The organism is Halolamina pelagica (genome assembly GCF_900115675.1).
Classification (GTDB): domain Archaea; phylum Halobacteriota; class Halobacteria; order Halobacteriales; family Haloferacaceae; genus Halolamina; species Halolamina pelagica.
This window is the reverse complement of record NZ_FOXI01000001.1, coordinates 1-20,958: the sequence shown is the minus strand read 5'-3', so window position 1 is coordinate 20,958 and position 20,958 is coordinate 1. Positions and strand designations below refer to the sequence as shown.

At 69.2% G+C, this 20,958-nt stretch carries 23 protein-coding genes; 14 read left to right on the top strand and 9 right to left on the bottom strand.

Features of this window, described 5'->3' with window-relative positions; all coding sequences use genetic code 11:
- The first annotated feature begins 47 nt into the window (after positions 1-47).
- From BMZ83_RS00110 to BMZ83_RS00095, 4 genes are all read left to right on the top strand, one after another.
- Positions 48-482: a DUF7575 domain-containing protein gene (locus BMZ83_RS00110; protein WP_074874380.1), complete on the top strand. Its 435-nt coding sequence runs from the start codon at positions 48-50 to the stop codon at positions 480-482.
- Positions 483-560: 78 nt separating this feature from the next.
- Positions 561-1,187 (top strand): TetR/AcrR family transcriptional regulator, encoded by a 627-nt coding sequence (locus tag BMZ83_RS00105; protein WP_074874378.1) that lies wholly within the window; start codon positions 561-563, stop codon positions 1,185-1,187.
- Positions 1,188-1,231: 44 nt separating this feature from the next.
- Positions 1,232-1,903: an ABC transporter ATP-binding protein gene (locus tag BMZ83_RS00100; RefSeq protein ID WP_079990082.1), complete on the top strand. Its 672-nt coding sequence runs from the start codon at positions 1,232-1,234 to the stop codon at positions 1,901-1,903.
- Positions 1,900-3,144, top strand: coding sequence for an ABC transporter permease (locus BMZ83_RS00095; RefSeq protein WP_074874374.1), 1,245 nt, complete (start codon positions 1,900-1,902; stop codon positions 3,142-3,144). The genes BMZ83_RS00100 and BMZ83_RS00095 overlap by 4 nt, the downstream gene beginning before the upstream one ends.
- A 50-nt stretch (positions 3,145-3,194) precedes the next feature.
- Here BMZ83_RS00095 and BMZ83_RS00090 read toward each other — a convergent pair whose 3' ends face one another.
- Complete coding sequence (locus BMZ83_RS00090) at positions 3,195-3,878, bottom strand: haloacid dehalogenase type II (protein ID WP_074874372.1); 684 nt, start codon at positions 3,876-3,878, stop codon at positions 3,195-3,197.
- 89 nt (positions 3,879-3,967) lie between these two features.
- Between BMZ83_RS00090 and BMZ83_RS00085 the strand changes: the two genes are divergently transcribed.
- Both BMZ83_RS00085 and BMZ83_RS16660 read left to right on the top strand, forming a co-directional pair.
- The gene (locus tag BMZ83_RS00085) at positions 3,968-4,396 is read left to right on the top strand and encodes a hypothetical protein (protein WP_074874369.1); all 429 of its coding nucleotides are present in this window, start codon (positions 3,968-3,970) and stop codon (positions 4,394-4,396) included.
- Between the two features lie 53 nt (positions 4,397-4,449).
- Positions 4,450-4,602 (top strand): hypothetical protein, encoded by a 153-nt coding sequence (locus tag BMZ83_RS16660; protein WP_166623235.1) that lies wholly within the window; start codon positions 4,450-4,452, stop codon positions 4,600-4,602.
- On the opposite strand, the gene BMZ83_RS00080 is transcribed toward BMZ83_RS16660, so the two are convergent.
- The 6 genes from BMZ83_RS00080 to BMZ83_RS00055 form a co-directional block, all read right to left on the bottom strand.
- Positions 4,599-5,144: a ferritin-like domain-containing protein gene (locus BMZ83_RS00080; RefSeq protein WP_074874367.1), complete on the bottom strand. Its 546-nt coding sequence runs from the start codon at positions 5,142-5,144 to the stop codon at positions 4,599-4,601. The two genes, BMZ83_RS16660 and BMZ83_RS00080, sit on opposite strands and share 4 nt — an antisense overlap.
- Positions 5,141-5,713 (bottom strand): ferritin-like domain-containing protein, encoded by a 573-nt coding sequence (locus BMZ83_RS00075; RefSeq protein ID WP_074874364.1) that lies wholly within the window; start codon positions 5,711-5,713, stop codon positions 5,141-5,143. The genes BMZ83_RS00080 and BMZ83_RS00075 overlap by 4 nt, the downstream gene beginning before the upstream one ends.
- Before the next feature lie 2 nt (positions 5,714-5,715).
- The gene (gene dpsA / locus BMZ83_RS00070; protein ID WP_074874361.1) at positions 5,716-6,249 is read right to left on the bottom strand and encodes a DNA starvation/stationary phase protection protein DpsA; all 534 of its coding nucleotides are present in this window, start codon (positions 6,247-6,249) and stop codon (positions 5,716-5,718) included.
- Positions 6,250-6,462: 213 nt separating this feature from the next.
- Positions 6,463-7,122, bottom strand: a complete 660-nt coding sequence (locus BMZ83_RS00065) for a hypothetical protein (RefSeq protein ID WP_074874359.1) — start codon at positions 7,120-7,122, stop codon at positions 6,463-6,465.
- A 36-nt stretch (positions 7,123-7,158) separates the two neighbouring features.
- The gene (locus tag BMZ83_RS00060) at positions 7,159-9,084 is read right to left on the bottom strand and encodes a heavy metal translocating P-type ATPase (protein ID WP_074874358.1); all 1,926 of its coding nucleotides are present in this window, start codon (positions 9,082-9,084) and stop codon (positions 7,159-7,161) included.
- 11 nt (positions 9,085-9,095) lie between these two features.
- Positions 9,096-9,311, bottom strand: a complete 216-nt coding sequence (locus tag BMZ83_RS00055) for a heavy-metal-associated domain-containing protein (RefSeq protein WP_074874356.1) — start codon at positions 9,309-9,311, stop codon at positions 9,096-9,098.
- 187 nt (positions 9,312-9,498) lie between these two features.
- Here BMZ83_RS00055 and BMZ83_RS00050 point away from each other — a divergent pair, with 187 nt between their 5' ends.
- Together BMZ83_RS00050 and asd are read left to right on the top strand one after the other, a co-directional pair.
- The gene (locus BMZ83_RS00050) at positions 9,499-10,050 is read left to right on the top strand and encodes an ArsR/SmtB family transcription factor (protein WP_074874354.1); all 552 of its coding nucleotides are present in this window, start codon (positions 9,499-9,501) and stop codon (positions 10,048-10,050) included.
- 777 nt (positions 10,051-10,827) lie between these two features.
- Positions 10,828-11,862 (top strand): aspartate-semialdehyde dehydrogenase, encoded by a 1,035-nt coding sequence (asd, locus tag BMZ83_RS00045; RefSeq protein WP_074874353.1) that lies wholly within the window; start codon positions 10,828-10,830, stop codon positions 11,860-11,862.
- A gap of 10 nt (positions 11,863-11,872) precedes the next feature.
- Here asd and BMZ83_RS00040 read toward each other — a convergent pair whose 3' ends face one another.
- Positions 11,873-12,820: a D-2-hydroxyacid dehydrogenase gene (locus BMZ83_RS00040; RefSeq protein WP_074874351.1), complete on the bottom strand. Its 948-nt coding sequence runs from the start codon at positions 12,818-12,820 to the stop codon at positions 11,873-11,875.
- A gap of 101 nt (positions 12,821-12,921) precedes the next feature.
- Here BMZ83_RS00040 and BMZ83_RS00035 point away from each other — a divergent pair, with 101 nt between their 5' ends.
- The 3 genes from BMZ83_RS00035 to BMZ83_RS00025 all read left to right on the top strand — a co-directional run bounded on the left by BMZ83_RS00035 (position 12,922) and on the right by BMZ83_RS00025 (position 15,670).
- Positions 12,922-14,187 (top strand): MFS transporter, encoded by a 1,266-nt coding sequence (locus tag BMZ83_RS00035; protein WP_166623234.1) that lies wholly within the window; start codon positions 12,922-12,924, stop codon positions 14,185-14,187.
- 103 nt (positions 14,188-14,290) lie between these two features.
- The gene (locus BMZ83_RS00030) at positions 14,291-14,638 is read left to right on the top strand and encodes a nuclear transport factor 2 family protein (protein ID WP_074874349.1); all 348 of its coding nucleotides are present in this window, start codon (positions 14,291-14,293) and stop codon (positions 14,636-14,638) included.
- Between the two features lie 54 nt (positions 14,639-14,692).
- Positions 14,693-15,670, top strand: coding sequence for an aldo/keto reductase (locus BMZ83_RS00025; RefSeq protein ID WP_074874346.1), 978 nt, complete (start codon positions 14,693-14,695; stop codon positions 15,668-15,670).
- Positions 15,671-15,854: 184 nt separating this feature from the next.
- Here the strand turns inward: BMZ83_RS00025 and BMZ83_RS00020 are convergent, their stop codons facing one another.
- A complete protein-coding gene (locus tag BMZ83_RS00020) occupies positions 15,855-16,700 on the bottom strand; it encodes a translation initiation factor eIF-2B (RefSeq protein ID WP_074874344.1) in 846 nt (281 codons plus the stop codon).
- A 113-nt stretch (positions 16,701-16,813) separates the two neighbouring features.
- Here BMZ83_RS00020 and BMZ83_RS00015 point away from each other — a divergent pair, with 113 nt between their 5' ends.
- The 3 genes from BMZ83_RS00015 to BMZ83_RS00005 form a co-directional block, all read left to right on the top strand.
- Positions 16,814-18,754 (top strand): acetate--CoA ligase, encoded by a 1,941-nt coding sequence (locus tag BMZ83_RS00015; protein ID WP_074874342.1) that lies wholly within the window; start codon positions 16,814-16,816, stop codon positions 18,752-18,754.
- 136 nt (positions 18,755-18,890) lie between these two features.
- The gene (locus BMZ83_RS00010; protein ID WP_074874340.1) at positions 18,891-20,567 is read left to right on the top strand and encodes a bacterio-opsin activator domain-containing protein; all 1,677 of its coding nucleotides are present in this window, start codon (positions 18,891-18,893) and stop codon (positions 20,565-20,567) included.
- Between the two features lie 86 nt (positions 20,568-20,653).
- On the top strand, positions 20,654-20,958 hold a 305-nt coding region (locus tag BMZ83_RS00005), incomplete at its 3' end, for an acetyl-coenzyme A synthetase N-terminal domain-containing protein (RefSeq protein ID WP_281243247.1).

Below are 20,958 nucleotides of genomic sequence, written 5' to 3'. Positions count from 1 at the left end.
CGGTCACAGACGGAACCCCTTTTGCCGACCGGCCGTTCCACGACGGTATGTCGCTGGTTCCGGAGCGCTTACGCCCGTATCTGGCCGGGGTGCTCGGCACGCTCGCGACCGGCTTCGGCCACTTCTACCTGCGCCGCTGGCTGCGCGGGCTGGGCTGGATCGCGCTGGCGTTCGCCGCGACCGTCGCGTTCGTGCCGGAGGGAACCCTGCAGACGATCAGCGCCGGCGAGGCGGTGGCCGACCGGGCCGACCTCTACCCCGCGATGGTCGTCCAGTTGATCGGCGCCCTCGACGCGTTCCTACTCGCGTACCGTGAGAACACCGGGACCGGCGTCGATCCCGATATCGACGTGCCGATCGTCTCCGAGGGCGAGGCGAACACGGTCACCTGCCCCAACTGCGGGAAGGAGGTCGACGCCGACCTCGAGTTCTGTCACTGGTGTACCACCGAGTTCGCGACGGCCGACTCCGACTCGGCCTGAGTGGGCCGGGAACCGCCCCCCGACTCGAGTAGTCCGCGAACCGACACGCATATCTATCTGACTGAACGTTCGATCAGTATGGGGGAGACACCGCCGTTCCTGGCGAACCCCGAGACTACCCGGGAGTCGATCATGCGGGCGACGTACCTCGCACTGTGTGAACACGGCTACGCCGGGCTGACGATCCAGCGCATCGCCGAGTCCTTCGGGAAGAGCAAGTCGCTGCTCTATCACCACTACGACGACAAGGACGAGCTGCTGCTCGCCTTCCTGCAGTTCATGCTCGAGGAACACGAGTCGTCGGTCCCCGAGACGGCCGACGACGACCCTCGCGAGCGCCTCGACGCCCTGGTCGACGCGATGCTTCCCCCCGAACTCTCCGCGGAGCACCGCGGGTTCACCGCCGCGATGGTCGAGCTTCGGGCCCAGGCCGCCCACGACGAGCGCTACAGCGAGCAGTTCGCCGAGCACGACCGGGCGTTCCAGGACCACCTCGTCGACGTGATCGAGGACGGGATCGAGGCGGGCACGTTCCGCGATGTGGACGCGGAGCGCGTCGCCGAGTTCGTCGGCACCACCGTCGCCGGCGCGATGACGCGGCGGGTCACCGGCGGCGACGATCGGGCCGCGACGACCGCCCGCGACGCGCTCGAAAGCTACGTCGAACAGGTCCTGCTAGCCGACGACACGGGGGCGGACACGTGACCGACGCCGCCGTCGAACTGCACGACGTTCGCAAGACCTACCGGATGGGTGACCAGACGGTCCACGCGCTCGACGGTGTCTCCCTCACGATCGGGCGGGGCTCCTACACCGCCGTGATGGGTCCGAGCGGTTCCGGGAAGTCGACGCTGATGAACGTCGTCGGCTGTCTGGACACCCCCACCGAGGGCGTCGTCGAGGTCGACGGCGTCGACGTGACCGAACTCTCCGACGCCGAGCGCACCGGCCTCCGGGGCGACGAGATCGGGTTCGTGTTCCAGACGTTCAACCTCATGCCCCAACAGACCGCTCGCGAGAACGTCGAACTCCCGATGACGTTCCAGGGCGTCGGCCGGAGCGAGCGCCGCGAGCGCGCGACCGAACTGCTCGAGAGCGTGGGACTGGGCGACCGGATGGACCACAAGCCCAACGAGCTCTCGGGCGGCCAGCGCCAGCGGGTCGCGATCGCCCGCGCGCTCGCGAACGACCCCGCGATCGTCCTCGCCGACGAGCCCACGGGGAACTTGGACAGCGACACCGAGGCCGACATCCTCGCGCTGTTCGAGGAGCTCAACGCCGCCGGCAACACGATCCTGACGGTGACCCACGAGCGCCTGGTCGCCGAACACGCCGAGCGGATCGTCCACCTGTTCGACGGGGAGATCGAGGAGATCGAGGAGATCGCCGAGCGCCGGATCGCCGGGGAGGCGAACCGATGAACGTCCTCGAGAGCGTCCGGATGAGCTGGCGCGCGATCACCGGCCACCGGCTCCGCTCCGTGCTGACGGTGCTCGGCGTCGTGATCGGCGTCGGCTCGGTCATCACCTTCGTCACGCTGGGGGCGAGCCTGCAGGCCGCGATCGTCGGCGACGTCGCCACCTCCAGCCCGGACATCGCCGCCACGGTCGGGCCGGCAGGCGGCCCCGAGGGCGGCCCCGGCTCCGCCGAGTCGATCCCGGTGTTCACCGAGCACGACATCGAGCAGCTACAGGGCATCGAGGGCGTCGACGCCGTCATCCCCACCGGGCAAGTCGGGATCGCGGGGCTCGAGTACCGGGACGACCGGATCAGGTGGCCGGCGGTGACCGCCACCACCGCCGCCTCCTTCGACGAGGACGAGTTCGCCGACGGCGGCCCGTTCACGGCGGGGGCGAACGAGACCGTGCTCAACCCCGCCGCAGCGCGGATGTTCGAGCGGAACGTCTCCGCGGGCGACGAGATCACCGTCGAGTTCGCCGAGAACGACTCCCGGACGCTCACCGTCGCCGGCGTGCTGAACGAGTCGACCGGCTTCGCCGCCGTCGGCGGGGGCGGCGGGACGCCCGCGATCTACGTCCCGACCGACCCGTTCTACACGACCACCGCCGAGAGCCCGGCGACCGGCGAGCGCCAGCGGGCCTACCCGCAGCTCACGATCCGGGCGGCCAGCTACGAGCAGGTGGGCGCAGTCGAGGGGCCGGCGCGTGACTACCTGCGGAACGAGTCCGACGCCAGCCAGCTCAAACCGGCGTCCTACGAGGTCTCGCTCACGACCAACGACGCGCTGGTCGAGCAGATCCAGGGCATCCTCAGCACCTTCACCAACTTCATCACCGGGATCGCGGTGATCTCGCTGCTCGTGGGCGCCATCGGCATCGCGAACATGATGCTCGTCAGCGTCACCGAGCGCACCCGCGAGATCGGGATCATGAAGGCCGTCGGCGCCACCCGCCGCGACGTCGTCCAGCTGTTCCTCGTCGAGTCCATCATCCTCGGCGTCATCGGCTCGGTACTCGGGACGGTGGTCGGGCTGGCCGGCGGCTACGCGGCCGCGGAGCTGATCGACCTCCCGGTGTCGTTCGCGCCCGAGTGGTTCGCGATCGCGATCGCCGTCGGCGTCGGCGTGGGCATCGTCTCCGGGATCTACCCGGCGTGGGACGCCGCCCGTACCGACCCGATCGACGCGCTGCGCCACGAGTAGTCCCCCGCTTCGGCCCTCCCCTTCGCCCCGCGGATCGTTTTCCTCCCGGTTCAGACGCCCAGTTCGTCGGCGAGGTCGTGAAGCCCCTCCACCGTCAGGTCGGGGTCGCCGGCGAAGCCGTCCCACGGGTCGCCCTTCCGATCGACCCACACCCCCTGCATCCCCGCGTGGCTCGCGCCCAGCACGTCGAACCAGCCCGCCGTGGCGTGGGCGATCTCGTCGATCGGCGTCCCCGTCCGGGCGGCGGCGTGGCGGTAGAGTTCCGCGGCCGGCTTGAACGTGGCCACCTCGTCGGCGCTGACGGTGTCCTCGACCAGGTCGGCGATGTCGGCGTGTTCGACCATCGACGCCAGCATCTCCGGGTTCCCGTTCGAGACGACGTAGGTGTCGTAACCGCCGTCACGGAGGCGCCCGATCGCCGCGCGGACGTCGTCGAACACGTCGAGTTCGTGGTAGACCGCGAGGATCTCGTCGCGCTCCTCGGTCGAGATCTCGATCCCGTGGGCGTCGAGGGCGTACTGGAGCGCGTCCCGGTTCATCTCGTAGAACGGCTGGTACGCGTCGATCTGGTTCGCGACGAACGTGTACGCCAGCGAGCGCGAGCGCCACAGTGCCGAGACCGGTTCGGGGTCGGGCACGCGGTCGGCGAGTGCGGTCTCCGCGGCCTCGACGTCGACGAGCGTGCTGTAGGAGTCGAACGTGACGGTCGTGACGCGGTTCGGGTCGAACGACATGGCCGCACATGGGGGCGCGCCGGGAATAGCCCTGCCGGCGACGGCACGCCGGGGCGGGCGTTTAAGCGACTGCCGGCCCGATCGCCCGTATGGTCTCGGACACGCGGCTGTACGGCGCCGCCATCGCGGTCGTCTCGGGCGGCTACTCGCTGTGGAGCGCGTCGACGGCGACGGCGATGGGGACGAGCGGCTGGCTGATGGCGCTCCTCGGGGTGGTCGTGATCGTCCACGGCGCCGTGTTGTTGACCGGCTCGGCCGACCGACTCGGCGACGCCAGCGGTCCGCTGATGATCGGCTACTCGGTTCTGATGCTGCTGAACCAGGTGCTGGTCGGGACGGGGGTGACCGGCGGGATGGGCGGCGGCATGAACGGCGGGATGGACGGCGGAACCATGGGCGGTACCACCGCCGGAACGGCCGGCATGGGCTGGGACGCGGGGATGGTCGCGCTCGCGATCCTGATGCTGGTCAGCGGCGTCATCATGACCCAGCAGCGCGATCCCGACGGGGCGATGTAGCTCGCCGCCGCGATCCGAAGGCTTTTGTCTTTAGGCAGCCCTAAATCGAGTCGATGCCGACCAAGGAGCGGGTTCAGAACGCGGCGGCCGACGATCTGCCGGTCGTGAACACCCACTGTCTCTCGACCGATCGGACCGTGTTCACCGAGGAGGGCAACGAGGACGGCTGGATCTCGACGGACCTGACGGTCACAATCCGCCGCTAGAGGCTGTCGTCCCCGAGGTAGCGTTCGACGGCGTGTGCGTCCTGTTCGATAGCGAGTAGCCCTTCCTGCAGCGTTTCGACCGTGCGCTCGTCGCCGACTTCGAGCGCGGTCTCGATCGCCTCGCGGAACACGACCGCGAGCGTCGCGTAGCCGTCGAGGTCGTTCGCGAGTGCGTCGCGCACGCCGTAGACGTCACCGGCCTCGATCTGCATCGGCGCGTGCTCGCGGATACCCATCGGGCCGTTGACCGGGACGCCACCCAGCGCGTGGACGCGGATCGCGAGGTCGTCGGTCAGGTCGCTGAGCCGGTCGGCCCGGTCCCGCAGTCGCTGCTCGACCTGCCTGAATTCGGCGCCCTCGACGGTCCAGTAGTGCTTTCGGAGCTGGTTGAACAGGATGTACAGCCCCGAGAGACACCGGTTCACGTCCTCGATCACCACCGCGGCGGCCTCCGGGTCGAGGCGGAGTTCGTTCTCGCCGACCTCGCTCCACTCACGGCGCAGTTCCGAATCGGCCGGGCGTCGAAGGTGTGGCGCGCTCATCGGTCCACCTCCACGAGCGAGTCGTCCTCGACGAAGCGCTCGATGGTGTGGGCGTCGTCCTCGATGGTTTCGAGCCGGTCCTCCAGCAGTTCGCGGCTGGCCTCGTCGTCGATCCCGGCCGCCACGTCGACGGCGTCGCGCATGCTCGCCGCCAGCGTCGCGTACGCCGCCAGATCACCCTCCAGGGAAGCGCGGAGACCGTAGAGGTGCTCGGCCTCGAGGTGGACCGGGGCGTACTCCTGGATCTCCGGCGGCGTGCTCACCGGAACGCCGCCCAGCGCCGTGATTCGATCGGCGACCGCGTCGTCGATCCCGCGGAGTCGCCCGTAGGCCTCCCCGAGGAAGTCGGCGACGGCTCCGGACTCCGCGCCCTCGGCGCTCCAGTAGTGTTTCCGGACGAGATAGAAGAGGTTGAACGTGCCCGCGTGGACGACGTTCAGTGCCTCCACCATCTCGGCGGCCGCCCCGGCGTCGAGGCGGACCGGGTTCCCGTCCACCGTCCCGCGGTCCTGTCGGACGGTCCCGCCCTCTAACTCGCGGACGAGCCGTCCGCGTTTGGGCTCGGACACGGTTACCCCTGGACGAGCGTGTCGGTCTCGAGGTAGTGGTCGATGTCGTGGGCGTCGTCCTCCAGGTCCTCCAGCACCTCGCGGAGGAGTTCGGCGGTCGCGTAGTCACCGAGGTCCGTGGCGAGCCCGACGTGTTCGCGGACGTTCTCGATCACGTCGCCGTAGGCCTCGAGGTCCGCTTCGAGCGAGTCACGGATGCCGTAGACGTCCTCGCCCTCGAACTCGACGTAGGCGTGTTCCTCCTGTGCGGCCGGGCCCGCGACGGGCACGCCCCCGAGCGCCTGCGCGCGCTCGGCGATGGCGTCCGCGTGGTCCTCGAGCGTCGCCGCAGCCTGGTCGAGGAAGTCGTGCAGGTCGCCGGACTCGGCGCCCTCGACGTTCCAGTGGTGCTTGCGAACCTGGTGGTAGAGGACGTACGTCGACGCCAGGTCGCGGTTGAGCGCGTCGACGATCTGCTCGGCCTTCTCGACGTCGATGCGGACGGGATTCTCCTCGACGGTACCGGCCTGCTGGCGGGCGGTTTTCTGGGTGCTCATCGCTGTCCGTAGCTAGGGCGGCGACACTGATAAATCTTGTATCCGTGAAAACCCGTATACTCGGGGTTTCGGCCGGTCGAAACCACCGTTTCCTGTTCGCACCGAGTCGGTTTTCTTTCAGCAGTGTCTTTTTCGTTTAAAGAGTCGCCCGGAACCCTACCGGGCGAGTTTCTACGGGTAGGACCGGTGGAACCAGAAACGAGCGTTCCGTGGTTAGTGTTCGATGGTCGTTACAGTGAACAGCGAGTCGTCGGAGAGGACACTCCGGACGCGGCCGTGCCACACGTCGGCGAACAGCTCGCGGTCCTCGTTGCTCGCCGTCCCCTCGATGATCCGTTGGAGGTTGCCGAGTGCTGGCCCGCCATCCGGAACGTCGCCGACGTGGTAGGTCACCTCGACGGTTTCGTCAGTGTCGGTCCGGCGGAAGCGGAACGTCGGGGCAGCACTATCGGGGTCGAACGCGTCGAACGTCAGCATGTTCCGGCGATCACCGTAGCCGCCGGCGAGCCCACCGAAGCCGTCTTCCTGGGCCGCGCCGGTCACGTACGAGATGAGGCGTCCCATCACGCCGTACGTGGCGTCGTCACGCGGTCCCGCAGCGAGTACCTCGACCTCGCTTCGGACCGGGAGATCGTCCGGGTACAGCGCGTCGAGGCCCATCTGGGCGATGCGATAGGCTCCCGACGCGGTCGGGCAGGAGTGGCCCGCCGCCGTCACCACGTCCTCGTAGGTGACGATGAACGGGTCGCCGGGATCGAGGACGGCGAGCGCTTCCGCGACGGGGTCACGGATCCGAATCGGTTCGACGTCGTATTCGACGGCCATGTTCGAGTCGGTACGGTTCGTGCCGGTCCGAGTCGTGTTCTCTGACATTGTGAGTCGGTCGTAGTCGCCGGTCTGTGATTCGATTCAGTACCGCAGCAGCCGCATCCCGTTGCCGATCACGGCGAGGACGCTTGCCTCGTGGACGAGCATCCCGAGCGCGAGCGTGACGTAGCTCGTCAGGACCCCTGCCAGCAGGATCGTCACCGTCAGCACCGCGAGGCCGACGTTCTCGTAGATGTTCCATCTGGTGGCCTTGCTGAGTGTCACCGCGTAGGGAATGCGTTCGAGGTCGTCCGCCATCAGCGCCATATCCGCCGTCTCGATGGCGGTGTCGGTCCCGGCGGCGCCCATGGCGATGCCGACGTCGGCAGTCGCCAGCGACGGCGCGTCGTTGATGCCGTCGCCGACCATCGCCACGACGTGACCCGCCTCGCGGTATTCCTCGATGACCGCCTGTTTGTCTTCGGGGAGCAGTTCCGCGCGGTAGTCGTCGATGCCGACCTCCCCGGCGACCGCGCGGGCGGTGCGCTCGTTGTCGCCGGTGAGCATCACCGTCTCGATGCCCGCGTCTCGCAGTTGGGCGGCGACGCCGGGCGCGGCCTCGCGCAGTTCGTCCCGGAGCGCAATCGCACCGACGACCACGCCGTCGCGGACGACGTGGACGGCAGTTTCGCCGCGCTCCTCGCGCTTGCGAACGTACTCCGCGACCTCGTCGGGGAGCTCGATCCCCCGCTCGTCGAGGAGTGCGCGGTTCCCGACGACGATCTCGCGGCCGTCGTGGTGAGCGACGACGCCCTTCCCGGCGACCACGTCGAAATCCTCCGGGTCAGGGAGCGACCGCGCGTCCGTGGTTGCTGAGTCGTCGTCTGGCCGGGAGATCGTCGTCCCGCCATCGGTTACGGTGCCCTGTCGGGTCTGTGCCGCCTCGAGGATGGCGTCGCCGAGGTGGTGTTCGCTCTTCTTCTCGGCGACGGCTGCGAGCTCCAGCACCTCGCTGACTTCGGCGTCGAACCCGGCGACGTCGGCGACGGTCGTCTCGCCCTTCGTGAGCGTGCCCGTCTTGTCGAAGGCGACGAGGTCGATCTTGCCGGCCCGTTCGAGGTGCTCGCCGCCCTTCATCAGAACGCCGCTTCGGGCAGCGTTGCCGATCGCGGAGACGATGCTGACCGGCGGCCCGATCACCAGGGCCCCGGGACAACCGATGACCAGCAGCGTCAGCGACAGGATCGCGTTCTGCGTGACTGCGTAGGCCCCGATGGACAGTGCGATCACACCGGGCGTGTAGTACTTGGCGAAGCGGTCGATGAGGCTTTCCGTGGGGGACTGGGCCTCCTGGGCCTCCTCGACGCGCTGAATGATCCGTTGGAGCGTCGTGTCCGACCCGGCGCCCGTCGTCTCGATCTCCAGTGAGCCTTCCTGGTTGATGGTGCCGGCGTACACTTCGTCGCCGTCGGCCTTGTGGACGGGCGCGCTCTCGCCGGTGACCGGGGCCTGGTTGACGGCGCTCTCCCCGTCGACGACGTCGCCGTCAACGGGGATCTTCTCGCCGGGTTTGACGATGACGACCTCGCCCGCTTCGACCTCGCGGGCAGGCACCTCCCGTTGCTCGCCGCCGCGGCGCACGGTGGCCGTGTCGGGCGTCATCTCCAGCAGTTCTTCGAGGGCGTTGCGCGTCTTGCGCATCGTCCGCCCCTCGAGGTACGACCCCAGCGCGAACAGGAAGACCACCGCGGCGGCCTCCCAGTAGGAGCCGATACCGATCGCGCCGACGGCGGCCAGCGTCACCAGCGTCTTGATGCCGAGCGTCCGGCTTTTGACCTCGTGGTAGGCGGTCTTGGCGATGTCGTAGCCGCCGACGATAGCTGCGAGGACGAGTATGGCGGCACTCGCGGTATCGAGGGCGGTGAGGTAGCCGAGGGTCCAGCCGCCGGCGTACAGCAGGCCGCTCACCGCGACGATGATGACCTTCCGACGTTTGCGATAGTATCGTTTGACTGATTGGGTATCCATGGCTCTTCTCCTCAGGCGGGCTGGGGCGTGTAGCCCTGGTTTTCGATGGTCCGTTCGAACGTGGCGGGGTCGGCGACGCTGTCGTCGTAGTCGATCTCGACACGACCGGTCGAGTAGTGTACCTCGACGTCTTCGACGCCCTCCTGATTCGACAGGGCGCGTTCGACGGTGCTCGCACAGCTCGGACAGTCGAAGTCCATCACGCGGAGTTGCGTCGTTTCGCTCATTGCAGTTCAACGTAGCACCCGGATCCCCCTAAGTATTTTTTAGATGATATGTTTGAGCGGAGATACGAGCTGTTTGAACGGACAAACGAGCCGTCGAGGGCTTTCAGAAGTCCCCTGAGAGCGGGCGGCAAGCGAAGTTCGAACGGCGGTCGTTATTACTTAGCGTGTACAGGCCGTTAGTTCACGTATGAGCGAGTCCGATGTCGGTCACGACCTTGAGGACATTGCCGTTCGAGATACGCGGGTCTCTGACGCCATCGACGAACCGATGCGGGCGATGATTCTCGACGCTCTCGCTGACGAAGCGCTGACGGCGAGCGACGTACACGAGCGCCTCGCTGACCGCGGGATCGACCGGACCGAAAACACCGTGCGCCACCACATCAACGAACTTCGGGACGCCGGCCTCGTCGATGTGGTTCGATTCGAGGAGGGGCGGGGTGGGACAACGAAATACTACGGGGCAAACACGACCGTCCTCTCGTACTCGCTGCCAGAATCAGCCGATCCTGCTATCGAGGAGATGATCGACGCGGTCCAGCCACAGATCGAGAGAGTACTCGCCACGCTGACCGACGAGTACGACGACGTGATCGACGGGATCACGACAGAGATGCAACCCTGCGAGCACTGTCGGACCCAAAAATACGAAACGTACGTGCTCTTGACGGTCCTCCGCCGGGCCTTCGTCCGAGCACATCAGGACGGGGAGTCCGCATCCCCCACGAAGGAACGCTGAGACGTATCGTTTTACCCTGAAACACAGGACGCCGTTCGTTCGCACGGTGGATGCAGCATGGACGGCCGAACCCGACGGACGTGAGTACTCCCGGTAGACCTCTTCCCGGGCTCGTCATCATCGACTGTTGTCACAGATCCGGGTGGAAAGAGGCGTCGATACGGAAGAATCCCGTCCAACGATGACGGTAGCTGAAGTGGTCCATGTTCTTTACGTACAATCTTCTATAGGATGTTCGAAAGTGTCGCCCGGAACACTAACTGCCAGCCTCATTCCGGGGCTGCGTGCCGCGTCGGCTGGCTAACCCTCGTGCCGGGCGGCCGGGTACGCCCCGGCGGGCGGTCGCTCTCGCGACGGTGTGCCGCGCCCGGGTTCGCCACGCTGTCATCGCTCCCTGACGGGAGTACTCGGGTGGGGACTAGAGGCGCGAACTGAACCTACTCGACGCAGCGGGTTAAAAGGAGCGCCGAGGTCGTCGCAGTCGTCCGGCGCCTCCGAACCGTCCTGTGGCGTCGACGTCGACCGTGAGCGCGTAGTACATCCGGTAACGCTGCTGGGGAACTGTACGCGGCGGGGGACCCGAGTTCGGGGTGTTCCACCGGGGACGACGCCCCCGATCGTCGCCGCGTCGAGGATCCATCAGCCACACGGTCGCTGCTTCGACGATCCGTGACCGTCGACCCACGATTACCCCGAAACCCTCGAAATCCCGCCGCTATCGCCCTCTCGCGGCGGGGACCCGAACGCACTTAGGCACGCCTCTCCGATGCCGTGGTAATGTCTGTCCGTGTCGGCCTCCTCGGCGCCACCGGCGCCGTGGGGCAACGATTCGTCCAACTGCTCGACGACCACCCGACGTTCGAGATCGCCGCGGTGACCGCCAGCCCCGACAGCGCCGGGGAGTCCTACCGCGACGCCGCCAAGTGGCGCGTCGACACCCCGATCCCCGAGGGGATCGCCGAGATGACCGTCCGCGAGACCAGCCCCGACGCGCTCCCCGACGACCTGGACCTGCTGTTCTCCTCGCTGCCCTCGAGCGTCGGCGCCGAGGTCGAACCCGAACTCTGTGAGGCGGGCTACGTCGTCTCCTCGAACTCCTCGAACGAGCGCATGGCCGAGGACGTGCCCCTCACGATCCCGGAGGTCAACCCCGACCACCTCGACCTGATCGAGACCCAGCGCGAGCAGCGCGGCTGGGACGGCGCGCTCGTCAAGAACCCCAACTGCTCGACCATCACGATGGTTCCCACCCTCGCCGCGCTCGATCAGTTCGGCTTGGATCGCGTCCACGTCGCCACCCTGCAGGCGGTCTCCGGCGCCGGCTACTCCGGGGTCACGTCGATGGAGATCATCGACAACGTCCTGCCCCACATCGGCGGCGAGGAGGAGAAGATGGAGACCGAGTCCCGGAAGCTGCTCGGCAGCGTCGACGACGGCGAGCTCTCGCTGCACGAAGTGGACGTCTCCGCGTCCTGCAACCGGGTTCCGTCACTTGACGGCCACCTGGAGAACGTGTTCGCCGAACTCGACGAGGACCCCAGTGCTGCGGAGGTCCACGAGGCGCTCGAAAGCCTCGACGCCGCCGACCTGCCGTCGGCGCCCGGGCAGCCGATCCACGTCTTCGACGACCCCGAACGTCCGCAGCCGCGGCTCGACCGGATGCGCGGCAAGGGGATGCAGATCTCGGCCGGCGGGCTGCGGGAGACCGCCGAGGGGATCCGGTACAACTGTCTCGCCCACAACACGATCCGCGGCGCCGCCGGGGCGTCGGTGCTCAACGGCGAACTGCTGGTCGAGGACGGCTGGGTCTGAGTCGACCGGTTCAGACGACGCGGTTCTCGATCGCGTCGCCGTCCTGTAGCGCCTCGTAGTTCGCCGCCACGATGGCGGCCAGTCGCTCGAAGTACTCCGGCGAGTGGCCCGCGTTGTGCGGCGTGATCCGGACGTTGTCGAACCCCCAGAGCGGGTGGTCCGCCGGCAGCGGCTCGGGGTCGGTCACGTCGAGGAACGCGGCGTCGATGTCGTTGCTCCGGAGCGCGTTCACGAGCGCGTCGGTGTCGACGACGCCCCCGCGGGCGACGTTGACGAGGTGGGCGTGCGGCGGCAGCGTCTTGAACGCCTCGTCGTCGAGCAGGTTCCGGGTCGCGTCCGTGAGCGGGCAGGCGAGCACGACCGCGTCCGTGCGCCGGAGCGCGTCGTGGATCTCGTCGAAGCCGAGCACCTCGTCGGTCGGGCCGCCCTTCTCGGGGGTGTAGCGCACGCCGATGGTGTCGACGCCGAACGGCTCGAGGCGCTCGACGACGGCCTGCCCGATCGCGCCGAGGCCCACGACGGTCACCGTCGAACCCTGGAGCTCCCGGCTGCCGTAGGACTGCCAGACGTGTTCCTCCTGCTGGCGGGCCGCGCGGGGGAAGTCCCGCGCCAGCGAGATCAGCGCGCCGATGACGTACTCCGAGATGTTCGGCCCGTGGACGCCCGAGGCGTTGGTGACCGCGACGCCGGCCTCCTCCAGCGCGTTCATCGGGAGGTGGCCGGTGCCGGCGAAGGAACAGGCGAACAGTTCGAGGTTCTCGGCGCGGTCCAGCAGGTCGTCGTCGATGGTGAAGCCGGCGACGATCCGGGCGTGGGTGATCAGTTCGTGCTCCTGCTCGGGCGTCTCGGCGACGGCGACCTCGGCGTCGGGGAGGCGCTCGCGCATCGCGTCGGCGTAGTTGTCGACCGATAGCCCGTGGATCTTCTGGCGCAACAGGAGGATGTCCGGCTCGCTCATGGACGCGAGTCCGAGCGGGGGCGAAAAGAGTGTACCCTTCTCCGCCGCCCGAAACTGGCCGGGATCAGTCGGGCTTTAGGCTCCCTCCCCCAACCGCGACTGTGCTCTCCGCGGACACGCGTCAGCGCCTGCTCATCGCCGTCGCCGCCGCCACGCGGTTCGGCTCCGGCATCCTCCTGGGGACGGGGCTGGCGTTCTACCTCGGGCGGAACGACGCCTCCGCGCTGGTGGTGGGGCTGGTCACCACCGCCTACTTCCTGGGGATGACGGTCTTCTCGCCGTTCTGGGGCGCCGTCGCCGACGTGACGGGACGGCGTCGCACGGTACTGGTGGCGACGGGGCTGGGCGCGACGCTGGCGCTCGCCCCGCTCTTCCTGTTCTCGGGCGTCTGGGTCCCCATCCTCAGCCGCGGGCTCTACGCGGTGTTCGCGGTCGGCTTCGCGCCGGTAATGCTCGCGGTGGTCTCGGCCCGGGGCGGCGACGAGGACCGGGGGCGCTCGCTCGGCTTCTTCAACGCCGCGCGGGCCACCGGCTTCACCGGCGGCCAGCTCGCGGTTGGGATGCTGCTCGGCCTGCTCGCGCCCGAGGGCGTCTACTCGGTCATCGTCGCCGTCAGCCTCCTGTCGACGCTCGTGGTCGTCTTCCTCGACGACAGCGTCGCGCCCAAGCCCGACAGCCAGCCGACCGTCGGCGAACTGCTCGCGGAGGTCCGCCGACGCCTGCTGCCGGCCGTCGACGACCGCGACCACCTGCGCCGGAACGGGCTCTGGATGCTCTACGTCGCGCTCGCGCTCCGGAACGGCACGGTCATGGGGCTGATGGGGCTGATGCCCGTGTACCTCCCCGAGACGCTGGGGATCTCCGAGTTCCTGATGGGCACGCTGCTGGCGATCAACCCCGCCGGCCAGATGGTGTTCATGCTGCTGTTCGGCCGGGTCGCCGACGCCTGGGGGCGCAAGCCGCTGGTCGTCGTCGGGATGGTGGGGTCGGGGCTGTTCGCGCTGGTCGCGGCCGCGGCGACGCTGTTCTCCGGCCCGCTGCGGCTGGTGATCGCCGGGCTCTCGTTCGTCGTCATCGCCGCCGCCTTCTCGGCGATGACGACTGGTGCGCTGGCGTTCATCGGCGACGTGGCACCCGACGAGCGCGAGTCGGAGCTGATGGGCCTGCGCTCGACGGCGAAGGGCATCGGCGGCGTGTTCGGCCCGGTCGTGATCGGCGGGCTCGCGGGCGTCGTCGGCTACGCGGCCGCCTTCGCCGTCGGCTCCTCGATGGCCTTCCTCGCGGCTGCCCTCGCGGGCTGGAAGCTCGTCGAGAGTCGCGAGGGTGTGGTGTTCCCGGGCCGGGAGCCCGCTCCGGTGGACGACTGATCCCGTCGGCGACCGTCTACCGAGCGGCCGACTGATCGCCGCGGCACGCTTTCAACCCCGTTTGCGGGACAACACTCAATTCCGTGCCCACCAACGACCACACATGAGCCCAGAAGCGACCGCACGACGCTACTACGACCTGGTCGACGCCGGCGACTACGACGAACTCGTCGCGCTGTTCACCGAGGACGTCGTCTACGAACGCCCCGGGCAGGCGTCGATCGAGGGGGAGGCGGCGCTCCGGCGGTTCTACGAGGAGGAGCGCCCGCTCTCGAACGGCACGCACGAACTCCACGCCGTCGTTCCGGACGGCGACACCGTCGCGGTCCGCGGGACGTTCCGCGGCGAGCAGGACGGCGAAACGGTCGAACTCGGCTTCGCGGACTTCCACGAGTTCGAGGACGGCGAGATCGCGCGGCGCTACACGTACACCGATCGGGACACGGTCTGAGCCGGCGGGGCGGCGACGCTCACCATTATCCCCCCACCGCGCTAACCCCCGTGCATGACCGATATGCAGTACACCCGGCTCGGATCGACCGGGCTGGAGGTCTCACGGCTCTGTCTCGGCTGTATGAACTTCGGCTCCGGGTCGGAGTGGATGATGAACGACCGCGACGGGAGCCTCGACCTGCTCCACGAGGCGATGGACGCGGGGATCAACTTCCTCGACACCGCGAACGTCTACTCGACCGGCGAGAGCGAGGAGATCGTCGGCGAGGCCATCGACTCCCGGAACCGCGAGGAACTGGTCGTGGCGACGAAGGTCCGCGGCGAGATGCACGACGGGCCGAACGGCTCCGGCCTCTCCCGCAAGCACGTCCTCGATCAGGTGGCGGCCAGCCTCGACCGGCTCGGCACCGACTACATCGACCTCTACCAGATCCACCACTGGGACGACGACACGCCGATCGAGGAGACCCTCGCCGCGCTGGACCACCTCGTCGAGACCGGGCGGGTGCGCTACATCGGCGCCTCGACGATGTCGGCCTACCAGTTCACGAAGGCACTGTACACGAGCGACATCGAGGACTACAGCCGCTTCACCTGCATGCAGCCGGAGTACTCCGCGGTCGCGCGCCACGAGGAGGCGAACCTCCTGCCCGTCTGCGAGGGCGAGGACGTGGGCGTCATCCCGTGGTCGCCGCTCTCGGGCGGGTTCCTCACCGGGAAGTACGAGCGCGACGCCGACGCCCCCGAGGGGTCCCGCGGCGAGGTCAGCGACCACGTCCGGGACAAGTTCATCGAGGCGAACTGGGCGGTCCTGGAGGAGATCCGCGCGGTCGCCGACGACCACGGCGCCACGCCCGCACAGGTGAGTCTCGCGTGGCTGCTGGCGCAGGACGTCGTGACCGCCCCGATCATCGGCCCCAAGAGCAGCGAGCAGCTACGGGAGAACCTCGGCGCGCTCGACGTCGACCTGACCGACGAGGAGGTCGAACGCATCGCGGCGCCGAAGACGCCGCGGTATCCGGCACGGTAGCCGTCCGATCAGGCCACCGTGCCGTGGTTCGCGGCCTCGCACAGGTCGACCCGCGCTCGAAGAACACGGGATCGGGGATCGGAGTGACTCTCTGAACCGGGAACCCACCCAACGGCTCGCGTAGGCGACGGGACGGGTCTCGGCACCCCGTCGTGTGCGAAGCGAGAGCGCCGGAGTCCCCGACTTACGGCTCGCCGACCCCCTCGTCGGTGATGAGCGTGTCCACCAGTTCCACCGGCGTCGCGTCGTAGGCGGGGTTCTCGATCTCGACGCCCTCGACTGGTTCGCGCATCACCTCGCTGCCCGCGCGGAACTCGTTCTCGAAGCGGAACTCGTCGATCACCTTCGTCGAGGAGCCGACGACGGTGACGGGCACGTCCTCGCGGTCGGCGACGGCCGCGATGGGGTAGGTGCCGATCCGGTTGTACAGCGTGTCCTCGACGATGCAGTCCATGCCGACGACGACGCGGTCGATCTCGTCCATCACGTAGCCGGCGGCGCTGTCGACCAGCAGGTGGGACTCGACGCGGTCCATCCCCGCCAGCGTGCGGGCGGTCTTGCGCCCGAGGTAGCGCGGGCGGGCCTCGGTGACGTAGGCGGTCAGGTGACAGCCCTCGGCGCAGGCGGTCTCCAGCGCCTCGAGGACCGTCGAGGAGTAGTCGTGGGTCAGGATCGTCTCGCCGTCCTCGAACGTCTCGGCGGCGTGGGCGGCCGCGCGGCGCTTCCCGGCGTCGACGCGCTCGACGGCGTCCTCGATGGCGTCCTCGAGCAGTTCCTTCGCCTCCTCGGGCGTGTCGGCCTCGCCCAGCACCGCGTCAGTGATGCTCCGCATCGCGGTGTGCAGCGAGGCGTGGGAGGGGTTCGCCCGCCGGAGCGCGCCGGCGTTGTGTTCCAGATCGCGGTCGAACGCGTCGGCGGCGGCGTACTCGCGGTCGAGCAGTTCCCGGAGCGCGGTGGCGGCCTTCACCGCGACCGCGGAGGAGGAGTGGCTCCGCATCTCCCGGATCTCGGCGACCGTCTCGTCGATCATGGTCGCGGCGTGGGGCGCTCGCCCGATAGGTGTTGCTACTCGGCCGGTGGAGGAACGGGCGAGGGCAACCCCGAGCGGGAAACTTATCTCCCTCACCCCGGCAGTGACACACGATGACGGGCGACGGCGCCGACCCGACGCGAACGCCGGCGACGGCCATCGACCCCCCATCGTGGTTCCGGGAGGGCGCGGCAGTCTCCGACTCGGGCATCTACGACTCGTTCGACCGGGACTGGCCCGACTGCTGGGACCGAGCCGGCGACCTGCTCGACTGGAAGGCCGAGTACGAGACCGTGTTCCGGGGTGGCGACGCCCCGCCGTTCGAGTGGTTCCCCGGCGGCGAACTCAACGCCTCGGTCAACTGCCTCGACCGGCACCTCCCGGAGCGCAAGAACCAGCGCGCGCTGGTCTGGGAGGGGCAACTCGACGAGCGCCGGAGCTACACCTACCTCGAACTCTACCGCGAGGTGAACGCGCTCGCGGCCGGGCTGCGCGACCTCGGCGTCGAGGCGGGCGACGTGGTGACGCTGTACCTCCCGATGGTGCCCGAACTCCCGGCGGCGATGCTCGCCTGCGCCCGCCTGGGCGCGGTCCACAACGTCGTCTTCGCGGGCTTCTCCGCCGACGCGCTGGCCGACCGAATGGAGCGCGCCGACTCGGCGTACCTCCTGACCTGCGACGGCTACTACCGCCGCGGCGACGCCATCGCCCAGAAGAACAAGGCCGACAACGCCCGCCTCGCGGTCGACCGCGAGGTGGAAGTGGTCGTGCTGGATCACCTCGGCGAGGGCGTCCACCTCGGCGACGGCTACCACGACTACGACGACCTCGTCGACGCCCACGAGGGCGAGACAGTCGACCCCGTCCCGAGGGCCGCCGCCGACCCGCTGTTCCGCATCTACACCTCCGGTACCACCGGGGAACCCCGGGGCGTCACCCACACCACGGGCGGCTACCTCGCTCACGTCGCGTGGACGGCCCAGTCGGTCCTGGACATCCGGCCCGAGGACACCCACTGGTGTGCGGCCGACATCGGCTGGATCACGGGCCACTCCTACGTCGTCTACGGCCCGCTGGCGCTCGGCGCGACCACGGTGCTGTCGGCCGGCACCGCCGACCACCCCGAGCGCGACCGGCTCTGGAAGCTGATCGACCGCCACGCTGTCGACGTGTTCTACACCGCGCCGACGGCGATCCGGGCGTTCATGAAGTGGGGCGCTGAGTACCCCGAGCGCCACGACCTCTCCAGCCTCCGCCTGCTCGGCACGGTCGGCGAACCGATCGACCAGCGCGCCTGGCACTGGTACCGGGAGCACATCGGCGGCGGCGACTGCCCGATCGTCGACACCTGGTGGCAGACCGAGACCGGCGCCATCCTCGTCTCGACGCTGCCGGGCGTCGACGCGATGAAGCCCGGCGCCGCCGGCAAGCCACTGCCCGGGATCGAAGCCGAAGTGGTCGGCCCGACCGGCGACCCGGTCGCCCCGGGCGAGCGCGGCGAGCTCGTCGTCACTCGCCCGTGGCCGGGGATGCCGGTCGCGCTGGCGGAAGGGACCGACTGGGGCGAACACGCCGTCTCCCGGCGCGACGGCTGGCGCTACCACCCCGAGGACGCCGCGACCGTCGACGACGACGGCTACGTCACCTTCCTCGGGCGCGCCGACGAGGCGGTCAACGTCGCCGGCCGGCGGTTCAGCACGATGGAGCTCGAGTCGACCATCGTCGGCGTCCCCGGCGTCGCCGAGGCCGCGGTCGTCGGCGCCGACCACGAGGCGACCGGGAGCGCCATCTACGCCTACGTCGCGCCCGAGCACGGCGTCGACGAGGCCACGCTCCGGGAGCGCGTCCGCGACGCGGTCGAGGACGCCGTCGGCGGCGTCGCGGTCCCCGAGGCGGTCGTGTTCACGCCGGATCTCCCCAAGACGCGCTCGGGGAAGATCATGCGCCGACTGCTGGAGGACGTGGCCAACGGCGCGGCCCTCGGCGACACCTCGGCGCTGCGCAACCCCGAGATCGTCGGCGAACTCCAGTCCCGGACCCCGGACGACCCCTGACTCGACTCGTTTCGGTTTGTGTGAGTATCCGAAACGGGTTTCACTACGTCTACTGCGCCGATACCGGAGGATAGTCGGTCCCCCTGGAGCGATAGTTCGGTGGACTTATTTCGGAACGGCGAGGAGATCGAAACCGATGTCGCTCGACGCCGAGGACTACCGGCGCGTCCGGCAGGCGGCGCGCACCCACCGCGAGGAGTTGGTCGTCCGCCTCTGTGGCGAGGCCGGACTCCGACCGGCCGAGCAGGCGCGCGTCCGGCCGGGCGACGCGTTCGAACACGGCGGCGGCCACCTGCTCGCGGTGTTCGACACGGACCGGACGGACGAGACCCGCGAGACCGCGCTCCCGGCGGACGTGGCTCGCGACCTGCGACAGTACGCGGCGAGCAACGGGATCGACGACGACGAGGCGCTGTTCCCGGTGTCGGGCCGCCGGCTGTCGATGCTACTCGGGGAGGTGATCGACCGCACCACCGGTGTCGACGCCTCGGCGACGGACCTCCGCCGGCACTTCGCCGCGCAGTTGCTCGAAGACGGTGTCTCCCCGGAAACGGTCGTCGAACTCGGGGGGTGGGAGCGGTTGGACAGTCTCGCCCCCGTCCTCCCCGATCCCGACCGTGACGACCTGATCGACGCGGTCGCCGGCGCCGAGGCCAGCGGCTCGGCGTCGCAAGCGGGGGATCCCGCTGGCCTGACCAACGGGCTCCTGGACGCATCAGTCGACCTCGCGGGCGAACTCGGCGACGGCGACCGCCAGGAGGCGGTGGCGGCGACGGCGTGTGAGCGCCTCGCCGGCGTCACCGGCGTCCGGTTCGCGTGGCTGGCCGAACGAGTCGGCGACGCGTTCACGCTGCAGGCGATCGCCGGCGTCGCCGAACGGACGGTCCGCCGCCATCTGGACGACCACGGCGACGCCGTCGACGCCGCCGTCGCCGACGGGGAGATCCGGCAGGTCGACGGGGGGAACGGGCCGGTGGTGATCGTTCCGGTGCCGACCGACGATTCGGCGGGAGTGCTGGCGCTCGGGACGACCGTCGAGTCCGACGGGAGGACCACCGACACGCTGACCGCGCTCGCCGGACAGGTCGGCCACGCGCTGACCGCCGTCGAGCGCAAGCGCCTGCTGCTCGCCGACGCGGTCGTCGAACTCGACTTCCGCTGTCCGGCGAGCGCGTCGGTCGTGGCCGACCTCTCGGCGGCGCTCGACTGCCGGGTCGAACTCTCCGGGGTCGTCCCGGTGGACGACGGGTTGCTGCTGTACTACCTCGACGTGGAGGGAGCGGGCGCCGAGGCGGTGATGGATCGGGCCGAAGCCGCCGACGGCGTCGACGACGTTCGGGTGCTGGCGGAGTACGGCGACGGCGCGACCGTCGAGGTCGTGGTGACCGACACCCCGGCGATGGCGCTGCTCGACGCCGGCGGTCGGGTGCACTCGCTGGTCGCGACCGGCGGGACGGCGACGCTCACGGGAGAACTCGCGGGCGACGCCGACGTGCGGGCGGCCGTCGACGCCGTGACCGCGGTCCACCCCGACGTGGCGCTGCTCGCGAAGCGCCGGACGGACCACCCCGCCGAGACCGCGGCCGGGTTCCGGGAGCGCCTGGCCGACCGGCTCTCGGACCGGCAGGCGACCGTGCTCCGGGCGGCCTACCACGCCGGCTACTTCGAGTGGCCCCGGGACTCGACCGCGGAGGAGCTCGCCGACTCCGTCGGCGTCTCCTCGCCCACGCTCCACAACCACCTCCGAAATGCGGAGGGGAAACTGCTCACTGCGTTCTTCGACGATCTCCCGTCCGGCGAGGCCGATCGCTGACCCCCGCGGGATGATTTGACCCGTCGGCTTTGGATAATTAGCTCGTCCGTTTATGGTGGGTGGTGGGGGATCGTTGATGGTAGATCATGGGAGAGGAAGACACTGAACTCGAAGCGCGGCTCGAAGCGCAGGACGTGTTCGAGCCGCCGGAATCGTTCGTCGAGCAGGCAAACGTCGCCGATCCGGGCGTCTACGAGGAGTTCGAGGAGAACTGGCCCGACTGCTGGGAGGGGGCGGCGGAGATGCTCGACTGGGAGACCGAGTACGACCAGACGTTCGACGGCTCGAACCCGCCGTTCTTCGAGTGGTTCACGGGCGGCGAACTCAACGCCTCGGCCAACTGCCTCGACCGCCATCTCGACGAGCGCGGCGACGAGGCCGCGATCGAGTG